This is a genomic window from Acinetobacter defluvii, assembly GCF_001704615.3.
Classification (GTDB): Bacteria; Pseudomonadota; Gammaproteobacteria; order Pseudomonadales; family Moraxellaceae; genus Acinetobacter; species Acinetobacter defluvii.
The window spans coordinates 20902-39707 of the sequence record NZ_CP029397.2 but is presented as its reverse complement, the minus strand read 5'-3'; the positions used below and the strand labels follow the sequence as shown (position 1 = coordinate 39707).

The 18806-nt window shown below is 40.5% G+C and carries 10 protein-coding genes, 2 tRNA genes and 3 rRNA genes; 3 read left to right on the top strand and 12 right to left on the bottom strand.

Features of this window, described 5'->3' with window-relative positions; all coding sequences use genetic code 11:
* Window positions 1-202: 202 nt before the first annotated feature.
* The gene (gene fmt, locus DJ533_RS02640) at window positions 203-1165 is read left to right on the top strand and encodes a methionyl-tRNA formyltransferase (protein WP_065995526.1); all 963 of its coding nucleotides are present in this window, start codon (window positions 203-205) and stop codon (window positions 1163-1165) included.
* Window positions 1162-2472 carry a 16S rRNA (cytosine(967)-C(5))-methyltransferase RsmB gene (gene rsmB, locus DJ533_RS02635; protein ID WP_065995527.1) on the top strand — a complete coding sequence of 437 codons (1311 nt, stop codon included), beginning with the start codon at window positions 1162-1164 and terminating at the stop codon, window positions 2470-2472. Before fmt ends, rsmB begins: the two co-directional genes overlap by 4 nt.
* A 426-nt stretch (window positions 2473-2898) precedes the next feature.
* Here rsmB and DJ533_RS02630 read toward each other — a convergent pair whose 3' ends face one another.
* The 4 genes from DJ533_RS02630 to DJ533_RS02615 form a co-directional block, all read right to left on the bottom strand.
* A complete protein-coding gene (locus DJ533_RS02630; protein WP_081406165.1) occupies window positions 2899-3009 on the bottom strand; it encodes a methionine/alanine import family NSS transporter small subunit in 111 nt (36 codons plus the stop codon).
* 1 nt (window position 3010) lies between these two features.
* Window positions 3011-4495: a sodium-dependent transporter gene (locus DJ533_RS02625; RefSeq protein WP_065995528.1), complete on the bottom strand. Its 1485-nt coding sequence runs from the start codon at window positions 4493-4495 to the stop codon at window positions 3011-3013.
* Between the two features lie 337 nt (window positions 4496-4832).
* Window positions 4833-5417 (bottom strand): DUF1287 domain-containing protein, encoded by a 585-nt coding sequence (locus DJ533_RS02620; protein WP_065995529.1) that lies wholly within the window; start codon window positions 5415-5417, stop codon window positions 4833-4835.
* Between the two features lie 56 nt (window positions 5418-5473).
* Complete coding sequence (locus tag DJ533_RS02615; protein WP_089024814.1) at window positions 5474-6907, bottom strand: aldehyde dehydrogenase family protein; 1434 nt, start codon at window positions 6905-6907, stop codon at window positions 5474-5476.
* A gap of 131 nt (window positions 6908-7038) precedes the next feature.
* Here DJ533_RS02615 and DJ533_RS02610 point away from each other — a divergent pair, with 131 nt between their 5' ends.
* Entirely contained in the window at window positions 7039-7788 is a 750-nt protein-coding gene (locus DJ533_RS02610) for a TIGR04219 family outer membrane beta-barrel protein (protein ID WP_065995530.1), read from the top strand.
* A gap of 277 nt (window positions 7789-8065) precedes the next feature.
* On the opposite strand, the gene DJ533_RS02605 is transcribed toward DJ533_RS02610, so the two are convergent.
* From DJ533_RS02605 to DJ533_RS02570, 8 genes are all read right to left on the bottom strand, one after another.
* Window positions 8066-8383 carry an ankyrin repeat domain-containing protein gene (locus tag DJ533_RS02605; protein ID WP_065995531.1) on the bottom strand — a complete coding sequence of 106 codons (318 nt, stop codon included), beginning with the start codon at window positions 8381-8383 and terminating at the stop codon, window positions 8066-8068.
* Window positions 8384-8587: 204 nt separating this feature from the next.
* Window positions 8588-9937, bottom strand: coding sequence for an aromatic acid/H+ symport family MFS transporter (locus DJ533_RS02600; protein ID WP_065995532.1), 1350 nt, complete (start codon window positions 9935-9937; stop codon window positions 8588-8590).
* Window positions 9938-10690: 753 nt separating this feature from the next.
* Window positions 10691-10805 (bottom strand): 5S ribosomal RNA (gene rrf / locus DJ533_RS02595).
* Between the two features lie 205 nt (window positions 10806-11010).
* Window positions 11011-13903, bottom strand: a 23S ribosomal RNA gene (locus DJ533_RS02590).
* Between the two features lie 392 nt (window positions 13904-14295).
* Window positions 14296-14371, bottom strand: a tRNA-Ala gene (locus DJ533_RS02585).
* 73 nt (window positions 14372-14444) lie between these two features.
* A tRNA-Ile gene (locus DJ533_RS02580) sits at window positions 14445-14521 on the bottom strand.
* A 59-nt stretch (window positions 14522-14580) separates the two neighbouring features.
* Window positions 14581-16119, bottom strand: a 16S ribosomal RNA gene (locus DJ533_RS02575).
* Together the 16S, 23S and 5S rRNA genes with 2 tRNA genes alongside form the textbook arrangement of a ribosomal RNA operon.
* A 524-nt stretch (window positions 16120-16643) precedes the next feature.
* Window positions 16644-18755, bottom strand: coding sequence for an AAA family ATPase (locus DJ533_RS02570; RefSeq protein ID WP_065995227.1), 2112 nt, complete (start codon window positions 18753-18755; stop codon window positions 16644-16646).
* Window positions 18756-18806: the final 51 nt, after the last annotated feature.

Sequence of the window (18806 nt, the reverse complement as noted above, 5' to 3'; positions counted from 1 at the left end):
TTAGTTATTTTTGTGCAGAAAAATTAAACTAATGTAATAAATATTTTAATTATGATAAAGTTAGAATTTGATTTTATTAAAATTAACATAACTTGTTTTTTATTATCTTTTAACTTTCTAATTCAAACTAAAATCGCTGAAAAAAGTCTGATTTGGTCTAGCTTTGCTATAATTATGCAAATTTTGTCTATGAGTCTAAGCTTTGAAAATCATATTTGCAGGAACACCTGAATTTGCAGCACATACGCTTGCAGCACTGTTAAAAACAAATCATGAAATTGTGGCAGTTTATACTCAACCAGACCGTAAAGCAGGTCGTGGACAAAAACTGACAGCATCTGCAGTTAAACAGTTGGCTTTAGAACACGATCTACCTGTTTATCAACCTTTAAATTTTAAAGCATCGACTGAAGAGGGTTTAGCCGCTCAGCACGCTTTGGCAGATTTAGATGCAGATGTGATGGTGGTTGCAGCTTATGGCTTGATCCTCCCACAAGCCGTTTTAGATACGCCAAGATATGGTTGCTTAAACATTCATGGCTCACTCTTACCACGTTGGCGAGGTGCAGCACCAATCCAACGTGCCATTGCTACGGGTGACAATGAAACAGGTGTCACTATCATGAAAATGGCAGCGGGCTTAGACACGGGCGATATGATGTTCAAAACCATTTGCCCAATTGAAGCGAATGATACTTCTGCGACTTTGCATGACAAATTGGCATTACAAGGGGCGGAAGCAATTTGTACGGTACTGGCTTCTGAGCAAAGTTTACAAAAATATTTAGCAGAGAGAGAAGTACAAGATGAGGCGCTAACTGTCTATGCCACTAAACTGTCCAAAGCTGAAGCACATATCGACTGGTCGCTCGCAGCGGTGGAGATTGATCGTAATATTCGTGCCTTTAATCCTTGGCCCGTGGCATTTACCCCAATCGATGAAAATCATAACTTACGAGTATGGAATTCTGTTCTTTCACCTTTGGATGCGAGCAATAAACAAGCTGGTGAAATCATTGCATTAGACAAAAATGGCGTACATGTGGCATGTGGTGATCAGAAAGCCATCTGCATCACAAACTTACAATGGCCAGGTGGTAAAGCGCTAAATGCCGTGCAAATTAACCAAACTCAAAAATTAACTGTAGGACAAATCTTCGCATGAGCCAAAAACATCCCACTGCAAAACCAACAGTGAATTTACGTGCGCAAGTGGTTCGTACTTTACTTTCTGTACAAGATGGCAAGTCTTTAAATAGCTTTCTTCACCAAAATTTGGAAAATATGGCTGAACGTGATCGTGCTTTATTTCATGAGTTAGTATTAGGAACTCTACGTCAATGGTATGCACTGAAAGCCATTACTTTACCTTTACTGAATAAACCATTAAATAATGCTTCGATCGAAACGTGCTTGTATCTCGGTTTATATCAGTTGCTCTGTACACGTATTCCTGCGCATGCAGCGATTTCTGAAACCGTGACTGCAACGAAGCAATTAGGTTATGAAGCTATGGGCGGCGTGGTGAATGCGATTCTACGTCGTGTTTCACGTGAAACCTCAGAATTCCAAACTGCGTTGGATCAAGCACATGGCTTGCCAAGTTGGTTGTTTAAACGTTTAAATAAAGATTGGTCTGAGTATACAGATGAGCTGTGTCATAACTTAAAACAAACTGCACAACTCACGCTACGCATCAATGAACGTCAAGTCAGTCGTGATGAATATCTAGATATTTTGGATGAGGCTGGGATCAACGCACATGCCTGTGATTTATCCGCTGTTGGTATTGTACTTAAGCAAAATACCAACATCACTCATTTACCTGGTTTTACAGAAGGTGGCTTTTCTGTTCAGGATGAGCATGCGCAATTCTGTGCAACATTGCTTCCAAATTTAGATGATAAAATCGTGGTCGATGCTTGCGCCGCACCCGGTGGAAAAACTGCACACATTTTGGAAAAATTCCAACCCAAAAAACTGATTGCTCTTGATCATGATGCCAAACGTTTAGTGCGTGTGTCAGAAAATTTAGAGCGTTTACAACTTAATACTATCAGTGAAGTGGAAATTTTAACTGCGGATGCTACCACATGGACTGCACCCGAAGCGGTGGACTGTATCGTGTTGGATGCACCATGTTCAGCGATTGGGGTGATGCGCCGCAATCCTGATATCCGTTTACTCCGCCAGTCAAGTGACATCCAACAAACTGTCGATTTACAAAAACAAATTTTAAATCAGATGTGGCAGCAACTCAAAGTTGGAGGCACTTTGCTGTATATCACTTGCTCGATTTTAAAAGCTGAAAATGAACAGCAAATGGTGAATTTCTTTGCCGAACATACCGATGCTCAAGAAATTAAAATTGAAGAAAAATGGGGTTTAAGTCAAATTCATGGTCGTCAACTATTACCTGAAACTGGTTTTGGTGATGGTTTTTATTATTGTAAAATCCAAAAAATTGCCTAATGATTTGCTAATACCAATCAATAAAAGTTTTATAATATATCTTTGGAATGATTTTTTCTGCTTTTAATCATAAATTGAGACGCGAAAACGTCATCCGTAATTGTTTGAGGCAGGACTACCAATGATTGATCATGTTTTTGCAATACATTAATCAATTTGCGGTATTTGTCGAGTTTTACGGTGAGGAGCAACGCTCCGCAAGGTGGTTTTCTTGCGAAGTTTCACTTCTCATTTTGTCGAAACAAAAGTAGGTCGAGCCGAAGGCTTATCTCTAAATACAAACTTTAGATGTAAAACTCCGTCAAAAACAAACCACTTATGTTATTTTCCAAGAATGGTATAACTTAAAATTTTATTTTGAAAACATCATAAAAAAATGCCCAATCACATGATCGGGCATTTTTTTATATTTATTTAATCAATAATTTAATCTTCAGCTTCATCAGGATTTTTAACCAGATGAATCGTTGCGAGAATCAAACCACCCCACAGTAAAACTATTGATAAAATCATCATCACAATCGCAGATGTATTCATCTTAATTCTCCTTAGACGTCGTATCTTTCATCAAACTCAATATGATTGCACCAAGGGCAAAAAATGCCACGACACCACCGCCAATTAACCATAAAGTTGATGCAGGATAACCGCCATAACCATCTGTAATGATCGCTTTAATGGTGAGTAATAATGCAATGAGTAATGAGATAGGTGTGATGACAGTTAGAAGAAAATTCCAACCTACACCCAGCTTAATGCTAGAGTACTGGTTAACATGTGCTTGTAATTGAGCCATCAATGGGCGACGGAACCAAGACACTAAAATGATCGACAATAAACCACCACCCACAATACCAATGTTATTGGCAAAGTAATCAATGATGTCCACAAAAGTAATGGCACTGTGTGTAGAGAATAAAATCGTTGAAATCACCGCAGAAACACCACCAATGATGGTCACTGCTTTATTTTTAGACCAACCAAATTTATCCTGAAATGCAGCAATCGGCACTTGTAAAATACTCACCATGGAAGTGATGCCAGCCACTACCAATGAAGCAAAGAACAAGAAGCCAAATAAATCACCGCCTGATCCCATACTTGAAATGATTTTCGGGAAAGCAATAAAGGCTAAACCAATCCCACCTGAAACTACGTCTTTTACAGGAACACCTGAGCTTTGCGCCATGAAACCAAGTGCTGCAAAAACCCCGATCCCTGCCAAAATTTCAAAGGATGAATTGGCTAATGCCACCACAACACCTGAACCTGTCATATTGGCTTTTTTGTTGAGGTAAGAGGCATACGTAAGCATGATCCCGAAGCCTACAGAGAGTGAGAAGAAGATATGACCAAAGGCAGCCAACCATACTTTATAGTTTGCCATCGCTTCCCAGTTTGGCGTAAAGAATGCATTTAAGCCTTCTGTTGCACCTGGTAAACGTAATGCTTGAATCACCAAAATCGAGAATAAAATGACCAACAAAGGCATAAAGATTTTATTGGCAAGTTCAACCCCACGACGCACACCGCCATAGAGAATAAACATTACCACTGCCCAAACAATCACCAAACCAAAGAACAAAGTCGGCACAAAACCAAATGCAAGACCTTCACCGTTTGCTAAATACGTTTTAAAGAAAAAATCTTCTGTATTACTGCCCCATCGTTGACCAACGGAGTAGAACATATAACTGCCTGCCCATGATAAAACACTGGCATAGTAAATCCCGATGACCAACGTCACCATCACTTGCCACCACCCCAATGCTTCACTATTCATTAATTTTTTATAGGCAATCGGGGGTGCTTTACGATATTTATGCCCCACGGCATAGTCTAAGAATAACAGTGGTAAACCTGCTGCAAAAATTGCAATCAAGTAAGGCACTAAAAATGCACCACCACCATTTTCATAAGCAACATAAGGGAAACGCCAAATGTTCCCCAAACCTACGGCTGAACCAATTGCCGCTAAGATAAAGCCTGATCGTGCTGACCAGCTTTCACGATGATCTGACATAGAAAAATACCTAAAATTCGTGGGCTCTCCATTGCCGCATATTGTCTTTATCGTGTGCTTGCAAAAAAGAGTCCAATTCCTAAATTCTTTGTTGTTTGAATAAAACAGCACCTTGTGAGCACTTTGTTGTTATCTCAAACCAACATTTTGTTGTGATTCCTTGCTTAAAGTAAATCTTAAAAAATGTTGTTTAATGGCGCAACAATACCTGTTTTCCTTGCCTTTTACTGTAATTTCTACACAAAATTTGACTTGATGATGAAGTTTTTTTATTAATTGATTATTTTTTTATCCCTTTTCCTCCTTTTTCAGACTCGTGCACGATAACGTCTTGGTTTCACTTTACAGAGTTGGGAATCCGATAATGCCCCGTAATTTTATATTCATACAAAATATCATTTTCTCGTGTGCCTTGACCAATATTGTGAATAATCAACGGTGTTTTTGACAACATGGTGGTCTTATCAGACACAATCCCAATATGTACCAAACCTTTGCCAAGATCCCAAGTGACAATATCCCCTGCCCGATAGTTTTGGTCTTTGACTGCATAACCTTGGCGTTGAAAATATGTCATGATATTGGGCACTCGGCGATGATCAATATTTTTATCTGTGCCTTTTAAGCCCCATTTTTGTGGATATTTTTTAAAATTAGCTTGCATGTCTTCATGAATACGCTTTTGTAAATCAATGCTTTGATGACGCAAAGCTCGAATCACCACATCAGTGCAAACACCTTTAATTATAGGGACATCTCCCATTGGATACTTCAATTGAGTATAGGCAGGATCGTAATACAGCGTTTTCCAAATCTGAGAACGTGCATCTTGTACCAGTTTTTGTGGCTGAAATGCCCACAGCCATGTGGAAAGACTCAACAAACAAAGTAATGTGAAAGTTTGGAAAATTAATTTTTTCATTATTTTCTACCCCTAAAGAGATAAAGAGGTTATTACCTCTTTATCTCAAATGAATTTTATTGCTTGATGGCAAGTAAGCGTTCTTCTTGCATATCCCGAATCGCAGACTGAATCCCTTCTCGTCCTAAGCCAGAATCTTTTACTCCCCCATAAGGCATATTATCGACACGGAAAGTTGGAATATCGTTGATAATCACACCACCCACATGTAGATGATCCCACGCATATAACATTTTATTTAGATTTTGCGTATAGACACCTGCCTGTAAGCCAAAACGACTCTTATTAATAATGGAAATGCCTTTCTCAAAATCTTTATATTTTTCTAAAATCGCCACAGGACCAAAGGCTTCATTTTGATAAATATCTAAAGATTCATCGACATTTTCTAGTAAAGTGGGTTCAAATAGCACACCATTTAAACTACCACCACAGAGAATCTTCGCACCTTTTTTCTCAGCTTTATCGACCCATTTTTTCAGACGCACTGCTTCAGATTCTTTGATCATCGGTCCAACCAAAGTTGTATCTAAGGTTGGATCGGCTGCTTGAATTTTTTTCAATTTCGCAAGCAACTTTTTCTTCAATTCGGTATAAATATCGGCATGTGCCAAAATACGTTGCACACTGATACACACTTGCCCTGCATGCCCATAAGCCCCGCCGATTAAACGATCCACCAATGCATCTGTAATTTCGGTATCGGGCTCGATGAGCACCGCAGCATTGCCACCCAACTCTAAAGTGACTTTTTTACGTCCTGCGCGCGCTTTCATGTCCCAACCGACCACATCTGAGCCCGTGAAACTTAATAATTTAAAACGATCATCTGTCACTAATACATCAGCATGTTCACGTGGACATGGCAAGACTGAAAAAGCAGCTTTAGGTAAGTCCGTTTCTGCTAAAACTTCAGCAATCTTTAAAGCAGAAATAGGCGTTAAGCTCGCAGGCTTTAATACAAATGGACAACCTGCCGCAATCGCAGGCGCAATTTTATGTGCGGTTAAATTTAATGGAAAATTAAAAGGACTAATCAATGAAACTGCACCAATGGGGACATGCTGAATCATACTTCGATACGCTGCCGCTGCAGGTGTCACAGCTAAGGGCATTAAACGTCCATCATCCAACTGTGTCACTGCATCTGCTGCAATTTGAAAAGTATTAATCAACCGTTCAACTTCTGCTGCAGCGGCATTTTTCGGTTTTCCACCTTCAATAATCAAAAGTGTGGTTAATTCCTCTCGAAGTTCATTAAAACGCTTCACACAATGCAAGAGTATTTTTTGCTTTTGAAATGGTTTTAATGCTGCCATTTCCTGTTCAGCCTTAACTGCTGAACTGATTGCTTTCTCTAAGGTTTTTGCATCTGCCAAGGCAACTTTGGCATAAACTTCGCCTGTAAACTTATTTTCAACTTCAAGCCACTGCTGTGTTTTTGTGGCTTTACCGGCTACATATAATGGAAACTCTAACACTGCCATCATTTATCCTCTTTCATTTATTCTGATAATGCAAAATCATTTAAACCCCTATATCATGCGCTCAGTTTGCACAACTATGAAATGTATTTAAGTAACAATCTGCCCAAAATACATATTTTCAGCCAGAGGAACGTATGAAGTTAAAACAATTATCTATTTTTGTTGCTATTTTAGGATTAAGCTCATTTGCTCAAGCCGACTTTATTGGCTTAAAAGGGGATATTAGCTATTGGAATGTGGATGGAACTTCTCAAATTAAATATCCAACCAGCTCAATGAGTAATTCAGGAAATGACTTATTACTTGATCCTTATGCAGGATTAAATTTAAAAAATGATTTAGATACCAAAGGAGCTGTACAAATTTCTGCCGCTTTTGAACATCCTGTTCCAATTATTCCAAATGTAAAAGTAAAATATACAAAATTAGATATTGATACTGAAACAAATACTGCGCCAGAAAAATTAGAAAAAACTGAAATTAATTTAGATCATACAGATCTCATTTTATATTATGAAATTTTGGACAATATCATCAAAGCAGATATTGGTGTGGGTGCGACCCGTTTAAATGGGGATGTAAAACAATTTGGCACATCTGTGGATGTAGATGAATATTCACCTATTATTTATGCAGAAGTGGGTGGAAAGCTACCATTTACAGGCTTAAGCGCAAAAGCTGAAGCGACTTATACCAATGTCAATGATGTCAAAATCACAGATGCTCAAGCAGAAGTACAATATAACTTTGTACAAAGCATGTTATTAGATTTGGGTGCAAAAGTCGGTTATCGTGTTATGAATATTGAACTAGATGACATAGATAAACGAGATATGAAGTTTGAGTTCAAAGGTCCATATATCGGTTTAGATGCACATTTCTAAGTGTGTTATATACCAAAGCAAAAATAAAAGCAGATCTGATGGTCTGCTTTTTTATGGCACTTTGTAGGAAATAACCTACATAAATTACAGGAAATATCGTCTAGCGACGTTTTTAAAAACTGCCTATTCTATAGACATAGGGAACAGGAAGTTTCCCAGACACAAAACAACAATAATCGGTCTGAGCATCAGGAACGTGAGATTAGACAGGAGTCAAATCTAACTAACCAATACAAAGAAACCCCGTCAGGATGATGGGGTTTCTTTTTATGTTTTATTATCCTAATAGACTTTTTAAATACCCAACGATCTCTTTATTTTCAGCCATTTCTGCAAGTGCTAAAGCAGTATATTGTGATTTATAGTGCAGATCTGCACCTTGCTCAATTAAAAGTTTTACAACATTTAAATGATCATTTTCAGCAGCAGCTTGCAATGCGCTATAACCTTCTTCATCTGTAGTATTTGCATCTGCACCAGCAGCAAGACACTTTTCTACTTGCTGCAAATCACCTAAAGATGACCAATAAACAAGTTCAGGTAAATGCAGCTCAGCATCATCCTCAGGGAGAGGAGAAAATGAATTTAATTTCATTATGACAACTCAATGATAAGAATATTTATATTATGTATTTGTTAAGCTCAGAGCAACATTGAAATGTTGTTGCAATTCTAAGATTCTGTAAACCTTCAATCTATAAAACGTTTTATAAATAACAAACTATTTTTAAAATTCTCTAAAACCAAATCTAAAAATTAAAAAGCCTCCAATATATGGAGGCTCTAAAGGTCAGTTCAATTAAGCTTTTGCAGCAACACTTGAACTTACACTTACTTTTTCAACTTCATCATCATTCACAATTAAAGCTACAGCAATTGCTGTGATTAACACAGGTAATCCGACTGCAATAAAATTAAAATGTGCAGGCAAATTCATACCTAATAAACCACCAATTAAAATTGGTCCTACAATTGCACCCATACGCCCAATCGCTGAAGACCAGCCAATCCCTGTTGAGCGAATCGCAAGCGGATAATATTGCGCAACATAGCTATATAACAGCATTTGTGAACCAATTGATGCTGCACCAGCCAAGAATACTAAAATGTATAATAGGAATTGATTTGATTGGAAGCCCATTAAACTCATCACAATTGCGCCTACAATACCGAGGCACATTAAAACAGGTTTTAAATGAAAACGGTCTGCTAAAACGCCACCACCCACAATGCCTACAACAGCACCAACATTCATCACCATCATAAACATGAGACTGTTATCCATTGAATAACCAGCTGCCATCATTAACTTCGGCAACCAACTGCTCAATGCATACATGGTTAATAGGCATGTGAAAAATGCCAACCAAAATAAAAGCGTATTGGTTGCCCGCCCACGACGGAACAAACTTACTACGTTTGCCGCTTCAGGAACTTCAACTTTAGGTAAAGTAAAGGTTGTATTTTCTGTTAGGGTTAAGTTTGGAGCCAAACGACGTACAATAGTTCTGGCTTTTTCCTGTTTATTTTCTTTCACTATAAATGCCAAAGATTCAGGTAAAAACTTCCAAATCACAGGCAATAAAAACAAAGGAATACCTGCGATAAAAAACATAATTTGCCAACCAAAATTTGGAGTAAACCATGCACCCAATAATGCAGCCATGACGCCACCCACAGCATAGCCACTAAACATAGTAGTAACTAATGTGCTACGCATTTTCATCGGGGCATATTCAGAAGTTAGCGCAACGAGGTTCGGCATTACCCCACCAATTCCTAAACCTGCTAAAAAGCGTAAAATTGCAAACTCAGTTGGATTAGAAGCAAAACCACCTGCAAAAGTAAGACCACTAAATAACACAATGCAGATCATAATGACTTTTTTACGACCAATTTTATCAGCCAAAGAGCCAAAAAACATTGCACCAAACATCATCCCTGCGAGTGCTGTACTTGCCAACATACCTGCTTGTACCGCAGATAATCCCCAATCTTGCATTAAAAGAGGCAAAACCACCCCATTAATTGCTAGATCATAACCATCAAATAAAATAATCAATAAACACCAAGCCACTACATTGAAGTGAAACGGAGTGAATTTCGCCTTATCGACTACAGAATTAATATCGATGTTTTCCATTGTCATCGTTCTCATCTCCCATGAGTACTTGTCCAAAATTTCACATGAATTTTTTAGTAAAATTCAAAGTTGGCGAAATATACATAAGCCTCTTTTTATGAACAATTAGACATAGGGATAATAAAAATTTATAGACATATAAATTACATAAATATTTAATTTACAAACAGTTAGTATTCTTTTAACTTTCTCACAATACGATTTTAAATACTTCATTTTTACGATTTTAGGCACATTTTAAATTATAAATATCTTGATATTTTCTAAAAAATTTTATATTTTTCTGAATTGATTTCATGAATATCAATAAATCATTCGAGTGTTAAGAAGATCTATTCACTTAAAATAAATTCAGATGCTCAATACATTAAATCTTAACTCTCTTTTTTGTACTTTTTGCATATTGCGAAATAATGTATAGCTTGAGTATTTCCTTGCTTTGCTGACTCATTAAACTCACTAAAGGCTTTAGAATATTAGAATATTAGAATATTAGAATATTAGAATATTAGAATATTAGAATATTAGAATATTAGAATATTTTTTTAGCATAGGCTTGTAAGCCCTCATCAACATCAGTACATACGTGTTGAATTCCAAGGAATAAATTAAATATAAGTACAATATATAATCTTTTATGAATCATTCTATAACCTGTTTGTCTTATTAATGGCTATTCTAATTGATTATATTCCAACTTATTTTATCCCTATAAAAAAACACCCTCTGTCTTTTGACAGAGGGTGTTTTAGATTTAAAAGCTGGCGATGACTTACTCTCACATGGGTAACCCCACACTACCATCAGCGCAAAGAGGTTTCACTTCTGAGTTCGGGAAGGGATCAGGTGGTTCACTCTTGCTATTGTCGCCAGCAAACTGCTTATGATTAATCACTTGGTCTTAATTACGATGCTTTGTGCTTCGATGTGCCTAGCTTTGGTCAAATGAGTTATTAACAGAAATTTATTTGAGTTGGTATTGTAACTAGCTTTTTAACTAAATCAAGTATCTTTGATCTTTTATGAATCGATTGATGCTCACTTCTTTCGAAGTTCATATACAACTGTTTGGGTGTTGTATAGTCAAGCCTCACGAGCAATTAGTATTGGTCAGCTTCATACGTCGCCGTACTTCCACATCCAACCTATCAACGTCCTAGTCTTGAACGGCTCTTTAGGAGGCATAAAGCCTCGGGGAAATCTTATCTTGAGGTAGGCTTCCCGCTTAGATGCTTTCAGCGGTTATCCCTTCCGAACATAGCTACCCGGCGATGCGACTGGCGTCACAACCGGTACACCAGAGGTTCGTCCACTCTGGTCCTCTCGTACTAGGAGCAGATCCTCTCAAATTTCCAGCGCCCACGGTAGATAGGGACCGAACTGTCTCACGACGTTCTAAACCCAGCTCGCGTACCTCTTTAAATGGCGAACAGCCATACCCTTGGGACCTGCTTCAGCCCCAGGATGAGATGAGCCGACATCGAGGTGCCAAACACCGCCGTCGATATGAACTCTTGGGCGGTATCAGCCTGTTATCCCCAGAGTACCTTTTATCCGTTGAGCGATGGCCCTTCCATACAGAACCACCGGATCACTAAGACCTACTTTCGTACCTGCTCGACTTGTGGGTCTCGCAGTTAAGCGCGCTTTTGCCTTTATACTCTACGCGTGATTTCCGACCACGCTGAGCGCACCTTCGTACTCCTCCGTTACTCTTTAGGAGGAGACCGCCCCAGTCAAACTACCCACCAGACATGGTCCTCGTCCCGGATAACGGGACAGAGTTAGAACCTCAATATTACCAGGGTGGTATTTCAAGATTGGCTCCACCGAAACTAGCGTCTCGGTTTCAAAGCCTCCCACCTATCCTACACAAGTAAGATCAAAGTTCAATGTCAAGCTGCAGTAAAGGTTCACGGGGTCTTTCCGTCTAGCCGCGGGTACACCGCATCTTCACGGCGAATTCGATTTCACTGAGTCTCTGCTGGAGACAGCGCCCCCATCATTATGCCATTCGTGCAGGTCGGAACTTACCCGACAAGGAATTTCGCTACCTTAGGACCGTTATAGTTACGGCCGCCGTTTACTGGGGCTTCGATCAAGAGCTTCGCTTACGCTAACCCCATCAATTAACCTTCCAGCACCGGGCAGGCATCACACCCTATACGTCCACTTTCGTGTTTGCAGAGTGCTATGTTTTTAATAAACAGTTGCAGGGGCCTAGTTTCTGTGGCTGCCAGCAGCTCAAGAAGCAAGTTCTATCACCACCGGCAGCGTACCTTCTCCCGAAGTTACGGTACCATTTTGCCTAGTTCCTTCAGCAGAGTTCTCTCAAGCGCTTTGGTCTACTCGACCTGACCACCTGTGTCGGTTTCGGGTACGATTCCTGTGTAACTGAAGCTTAGAGACTTTTCTTGGAAGTATGGTATCAGCCACTTTACTGTACAAGTACAGCTTGCTATCAGTTCTCAGCATAGAGTACCCCGGATTTGCCTAAGATACATGCCTACAACCTTTCACCTGGACAACCAACGCCAGGCTGACTTAACCTTCTCCGTCCTCTCATCGCATTACACAGAAGTATTGGAATATTAACCAATTTCCCATCGACTACGCCTCTCGGCCTCGCCTTAGGGGTCGACTCACCCAGCCCCGATTAACGTTGGACTGGAACCCTTGGTCTTTCAGCGAACGGGTTTTTCACCCGTTTTGTCGTTACTCACGTCAGCATTCGCACTTCTGATACCTCCAGCAGACTTCTCAATCCACCTTCATCGGCTTACAGAACGCTCCCCTACCACGTATACATAGTATACATCCGCAGCTTCGGTACTATATTTTAGCCCCGTTACATCTTCCGCGCAGGCCGACTCGACTAGTGAGCTATTACGCTTTCTTTAAAGGGTGGCTGCTTCTAAGCCAACCTCCTAGCTGTCTATGCCTTCCCACATCGTTTCCCACTTAATATAGATTTTGGGACCTTAGCTGGCGGTCTGGATTGTTTTCCTCTTGACTACGGACGTTAGCACCCGCAGTCTGTCTCCCGGATAGTACTCATTGGTATTCGGAGTTTGCATCGGTTTGGTAAGTCGGGATGACCCCCTAGCCGAAACAGTGCTCTACCCCCAATGGTATTCGTCCGAGGCGCTACCTAAATAGCTTTCGGGGAGAACCAGCTATCACCGAGTTTGATTAGCCTTTCACCCCTATCCACAAGTCATCCCCTGGCTTTTCAACGACAGTGGGTTCGGTCCTCCAGTTAGTGTTACCCAACCTTCAACCTGCTCATGGATAGATCACCCGGTTTCGGGTCTATACCCAGCAACTATGCGCCCTATTAAGACTCGATTTCTCTACGGCTCCCCTATTCGGTTAACCTTGCTACTGAATATAAGTCGCTGACCCATTATACAAAAGGTACGCAGTCACCGAACAAGTCGGCTCCCACTGCTTGTATGCATGCGGTTTCAGGATCTATTTCACTCCCCTCACAGGGGTTCTTTTCGCCTTTCCCTCACGGTACTGGTTCACTATCGGTCAGTCAGGAGTATTTAGCCTTGGAGGATGGTCCCCCCATATTCAGACAAGGTTTCACGTGCCTCGCCCTACTCGTCATCATTATATGTGCCCTTTCGTGTACGGGACTATCACCCTCTACGGTTGCACTTCCCAGAGCATTCCGCTAAAACACATATAACTTAATGGGCTGATCCCCGTTCGCTCGCCGCTACTGAGGGAATCTCAATTGATTTCTTTTCCTAAGGGTACTGAGATGTTTCACTTCCCCTCGTTCGCCTCGCATGACTATGTATTCATCATGCGATACCTACCTTATGGTAAGTGGGTTTCCCCATTCAGAAATCTCCGGATCACAGGATATTTGCCGCCTCCCCGAAGCTTATCGCAGGCTATTACGTCTTTCATCGCCTCTGACTGCCAAGGCATCCACCACATGCACTTAATTACTTGACTATACAACCCCAAACAGTCGTTAATCCCTACAAGTAGGATTAAGACAATTTAATAAATATTCATATTTATCAAACCTACAGTTTGTTGTCTGTGCACTTAAGCACTGTACAGCTTCAATCTAAATTCATATACCAAAACGCTTGATTCAGTTTTATCGCTAGTAACTCAATTTCTTTCAAACATTCAAACATGTCACTTGCGTGTCATATTCTTATGTTTAATTGAAACGAGTATGAACAATTTATTTCAACTCAAATATATTCTGTTAATGATTAACTACTGCCTCGTCAGCACGTAGTAAACTGTGATAAATCACAGAAATTAATCAATTCAATTTTCATCAAATTCATTAATTTCTATAATCTATTTTAGCTCGTACTCTTGAAAGTACTTGGTGGAGACTAGGAGAGTCGAACTCCTGACCTCCTGCGTGCAAAGCAGGCGCTCTACCAACTAAGCTAAGTCCCCAGCTTAAGACCAATATATCTAATTTCCTGCATTCAATACTTAAACTCTCATTCAAATATTTTGTTAGTCAGAATGGTGGGTCTGACAAGACTTGAACTTGTGACCCCACGCTTATCAAGCGTGTGCTCTAACCAACTGAGCTACAGACCCTCAGATACATCAATGAAGAACAACTTGTTGTGGATTCTTACCAATCGTCAATCTTTCGTTAAGGAGGTGATCCAGCCGCAGGTTCCCCTACGGCTACCTTGTTACGACTTCACCCCAGTCGTCGACCACACCGTGGTAAGCGTCCTCCTTGCGGTTAGACTACCTACTTCTGGTGCAATAAACTCCCATGGTGTGACGGGCGGTGTGTACAAGGCCCGGGAACGTATTCACCGCGGCATTCTGATCCGCGATTACTAGCGATTCCGACTTCATGGAGTCGAGTTGCAGACTCCAATCCGGACTACGATCGGCTTTTTGAGATTAGCATCCTATCGCTAGGTAGCAACCCTTTGTACCGACCATTGTAGCACGTGTGTAGCCCTGGTCGTAAGGGCCATGATGACTTGACGTCGTCCCCGCCTTCCTCCAGTTTGTCACTGGCAGTATCCTTAAAGTTCCCATCCGAAATGCTGGCAAGTAAGGAAAAGGGTTGCGCTCGTTGCGGGACTTAACCCAACATCTCACGACACGAGCTGACGACAGCCATGCAGCACCTGTATGTAGATTCCCGAAGGCACCAATCCATCTCTGGAAAGTTTCTACTATGTCAAGACCAGGTAAGGTTCTTCGCGTTGCATCGAATTAAACCACATGCTCCACCGCTTGTGCGGGCCCCCGTCAATTCATTTGAGTTTTAGTCTTGCGACCGTACTCCCCAGGCGGTCTACTTATCGCGTTAGCTGCGCCACTAAAGCCTCAAAGGCCCCAACGGCTAGTAGACATCGTTTACGGCATGGACTACCAGGGTATCTAATCCTGTTTGCTCCCCATGCTTTCGTACCTCAGCGTCAGTATTAGGCCAGATGGCTGCCTTCGCCATCGGTATTCCTCCAGATCTCTACGCATTTCACCGCTACACCTGGAATTCTACCATCCTCTCCCATACTCTAGCTTCCCAGTATCGAATGCAATTCCCAAGTTAAGCTCGGGGATTTCACATCCGACTTAAAAAGCCGCCTACGTACGCTTTACGCCCAGTAAATCCGATTAACGCTCGCACCCTCTGTATTACCGCGGCTGCTGGCACAGAGTTAGCCGGTGCTTATTCTGCGAGTAACGTCCACTCTCTATAGGTATTATCTATAGGAGCCTCCTCCTCGCTTAAAGTGCTTTACAACCATAAGGCCTTCTTCACACACGCGGCATGGCTGGATCAGGGTTCCCCCCATTGTCCAATATTCCCCACTGCTGCCTCCCGTAGGAGTCTGGGCCGTGTCTCAGTCCCAGTGTGGCGGATCATCCTCTCAGACCCGCTACAGATCGTCGCCTTGGTAGGCCTTTACCCCACCAACTAGCTAATCCGACTTAGGCTCATCTATTAGCGAAAGGTCACAAGTGATCCCCTCCTTTCCCCCGTAGGGCGTATGCGGTATTAGCGTCCCTTTCGGAACGTTGTCCCCCACTAATAGGCAGATTCCTAAGTATTACTCACCCGTCCGCCGCTAGGTCAGTTACCGAAGTAACTCACCCCGCTCGACTTGCATGTGTTAAGCCTGCCGCCAGCGTTCAATCTGAGCCATGATCAAACTCTTCAGTTAAAATCATTTGTGCCTTTATTATAGAATAAGACACCAATTCTGGCTCATCAATTACTGACAAATTCTCTCAAATAAACTTCGAGTAATTTAAACCAATCAATCAATGATAATATTTCGATTAATCAATCAGTAAAAATCCACACAAGTTGTTCTTCATATACTCTTAATGATCTTCTTAATGCTTCGTCAGCATCAAGCTAGGTCGGCTATATTACTCTCTTAAAGTAGAAAGTCAACATGTAATGAAAATTATTTTCAACCCCTCTTCCTAAAACCCAACTTAACCACTTAATGCTAAGCCACTGTTTTAGCAGAAGTTTTAATCTTCATCACCGCCGATGGATGTGCATTCTACAGTATTTCAAAACAGACGCAACCCCTTTTTTAATGCTTTTTGCTCGTGTGGATATTATTTCGACTAAAACACGCAAAAAGAGCTTTTTTCACCTATTTTTTGAGCATTTTTATAAAAAAATCCCGCACAAATGCGAGATTTTTTATTGTTGAACTCATTTTCAGAAAACTTAGAAACCCATTTTTCCTGATATTTTGTATTTCACAGACATTTCTTCTTCTAAATGCTGTAAAACTGCATTGACATGTTCAAAGGGTTTGAAACATGCTTGACGAATAATCACTGCAAAATCGCCTGCGCTCAGTTTATTTAAACTATGTAGCTGGTTTTTCACCTGTGCTTCATTCACTTCAAGATGAAGTTGCTCGCAAACATTTTCTAATAATGTCAAACGCTGTGCATAATTTAAGAAATCAAAATGCATTTTAAAGTCAAAACGGCGTAAAGCAGCTTGGTCTAATTCTTCAAAGCGATTTGTCGTTGCTACAACAATGCCATTAAAGCTTTCCATCTGCACCAAGAACTCGTTGACTTGAGAAATTTCCCAAGATTTTGTTGCTTGGCGTCGATCTTGTAACAAACCATCGACCTCATCTAGCAATAAAACCGCTTGTTGTTCCTCTGCATCACTAAACGCTTTTGCTAAGTTCTGCTCGGTTTGTCCCACCCAAGGTGAGATCAAATCTGAACCACGTTTTACCAAAAGCGGTTGATCCAAGTATTCCGCCAACCAACGTGCAAATGCGGTTTTTCCCGTACCTGATGCACCATATAAGCACAAACGACCAAAACCATGTTGCTGTATCCCTTTCGCAATCTGTTGGAGATCAGCTTTGGTATTGATGTAATTTAGATCGTAAAATTTAGGCAAAGCATTGCTGTCTTGCAATTTTACCGCCTGAAATCCTTGTGCTTTCAGCGTATTGGAAATAAGTTTGCGCATACTGGCTTGTACCGCCAAAGTTTCATTTTGCATTTTCGCCATTTTTGCTACTTTATAGCTACGATTTAGAATCGCAGGCGAAAGTTGCTCAACATTGGCAAATGCTTCTTGATACAGTGGATCAACGTCATCAGTACATTGTTTTGAAATAAATTGCAGTCGTTGTTTTTTCGGAGGTACTTTGATTTCAAGTACCAGATCAAAACGACGTATAAATGCAGGATCAAGTTGATCGGAATTTGAAACCCAAATCGTGGGGGTACGATTCTGCTCTAAGATACGGTTGACCCAAGCTTTACGACTTTGCGCAGTGCTTTTCATGCCCATGCCATTTTCAGTGTCATTAAAAACATCTTCGATTTCATCAAACATCAATAAAGCCGACTGACTGTCAAAAATACACTGTGCCGCACGATAGGCACATAAACGTCCTGTCGCAGAAATGGCATCTCCGTCTTCATCCTCATAAGAGATTTCAAACAGTTGTACAGCAAGTTGCTTAGCGATCACTTTGCATAACTGGGTTTTTCCTGTACCAGAACTGCCGTATAGGAAAATATTAACCCCTTTTTGTTTGTTATTTTTGACTTGTTTTAAGTACGCTAATAACAAACTTAAATCTTTTTCAAGATGTGGATAATCCTGTAATGTCAGTTCAGCAGCATCACTTTTATTAATCGTACCAGCAAATAAATCCATGACATCATTGGCTTGAACCAATAATTTATCCACCAACTGGTTAGAAACCAGACTTAATTTGCCACGTAAATAGTTGCGGTAATGCTGCTGTATGCTGATCAAACCACTCCGATGCAAACGCCCTTGCACCGACAAAGCTTGACGAATGTCGTCATAAGGCACTTTCAACACCACAGTCATAGCACGTAAAGTTTTAGATGCTGTTAACTCACCAATAGTATCAGCAATATCATCAAGTAATTGTTCACTATTTAACAGCACCACAAAAGCCAATATCAAACATTCAACATCATTTAAATCTAGCAATTGCTGTAAAAGCTTTAAATTAAATTGCAATTCAGCACTGAGCTGAAATGGTTGTCTTAAATGTTGTTGCTCAATATTTTGATAGAGTTGATTTAACTCTTGATGTGCCAATTGCTCATTAAACTGATCTGTACATAAGCCTTCTGAAAAACCTAACTGTTTTGCAATCCATTGATGACTAAAACAATTATCACAAATAAATTCTTTTGCACCGCCCAACTCCACCAAGAAACGCAAAGCCCATAGCTTCGCCAGTGGATGAATTTCAGAAAAACTATCCACTTCACCTTGTTGCATATCATCAGCAAAAGGTTGATTAATATATGTATTCATATGTTCACTAACAATTTTCAAATGTGAGTACATTGCATTTTTCTAGGCAAC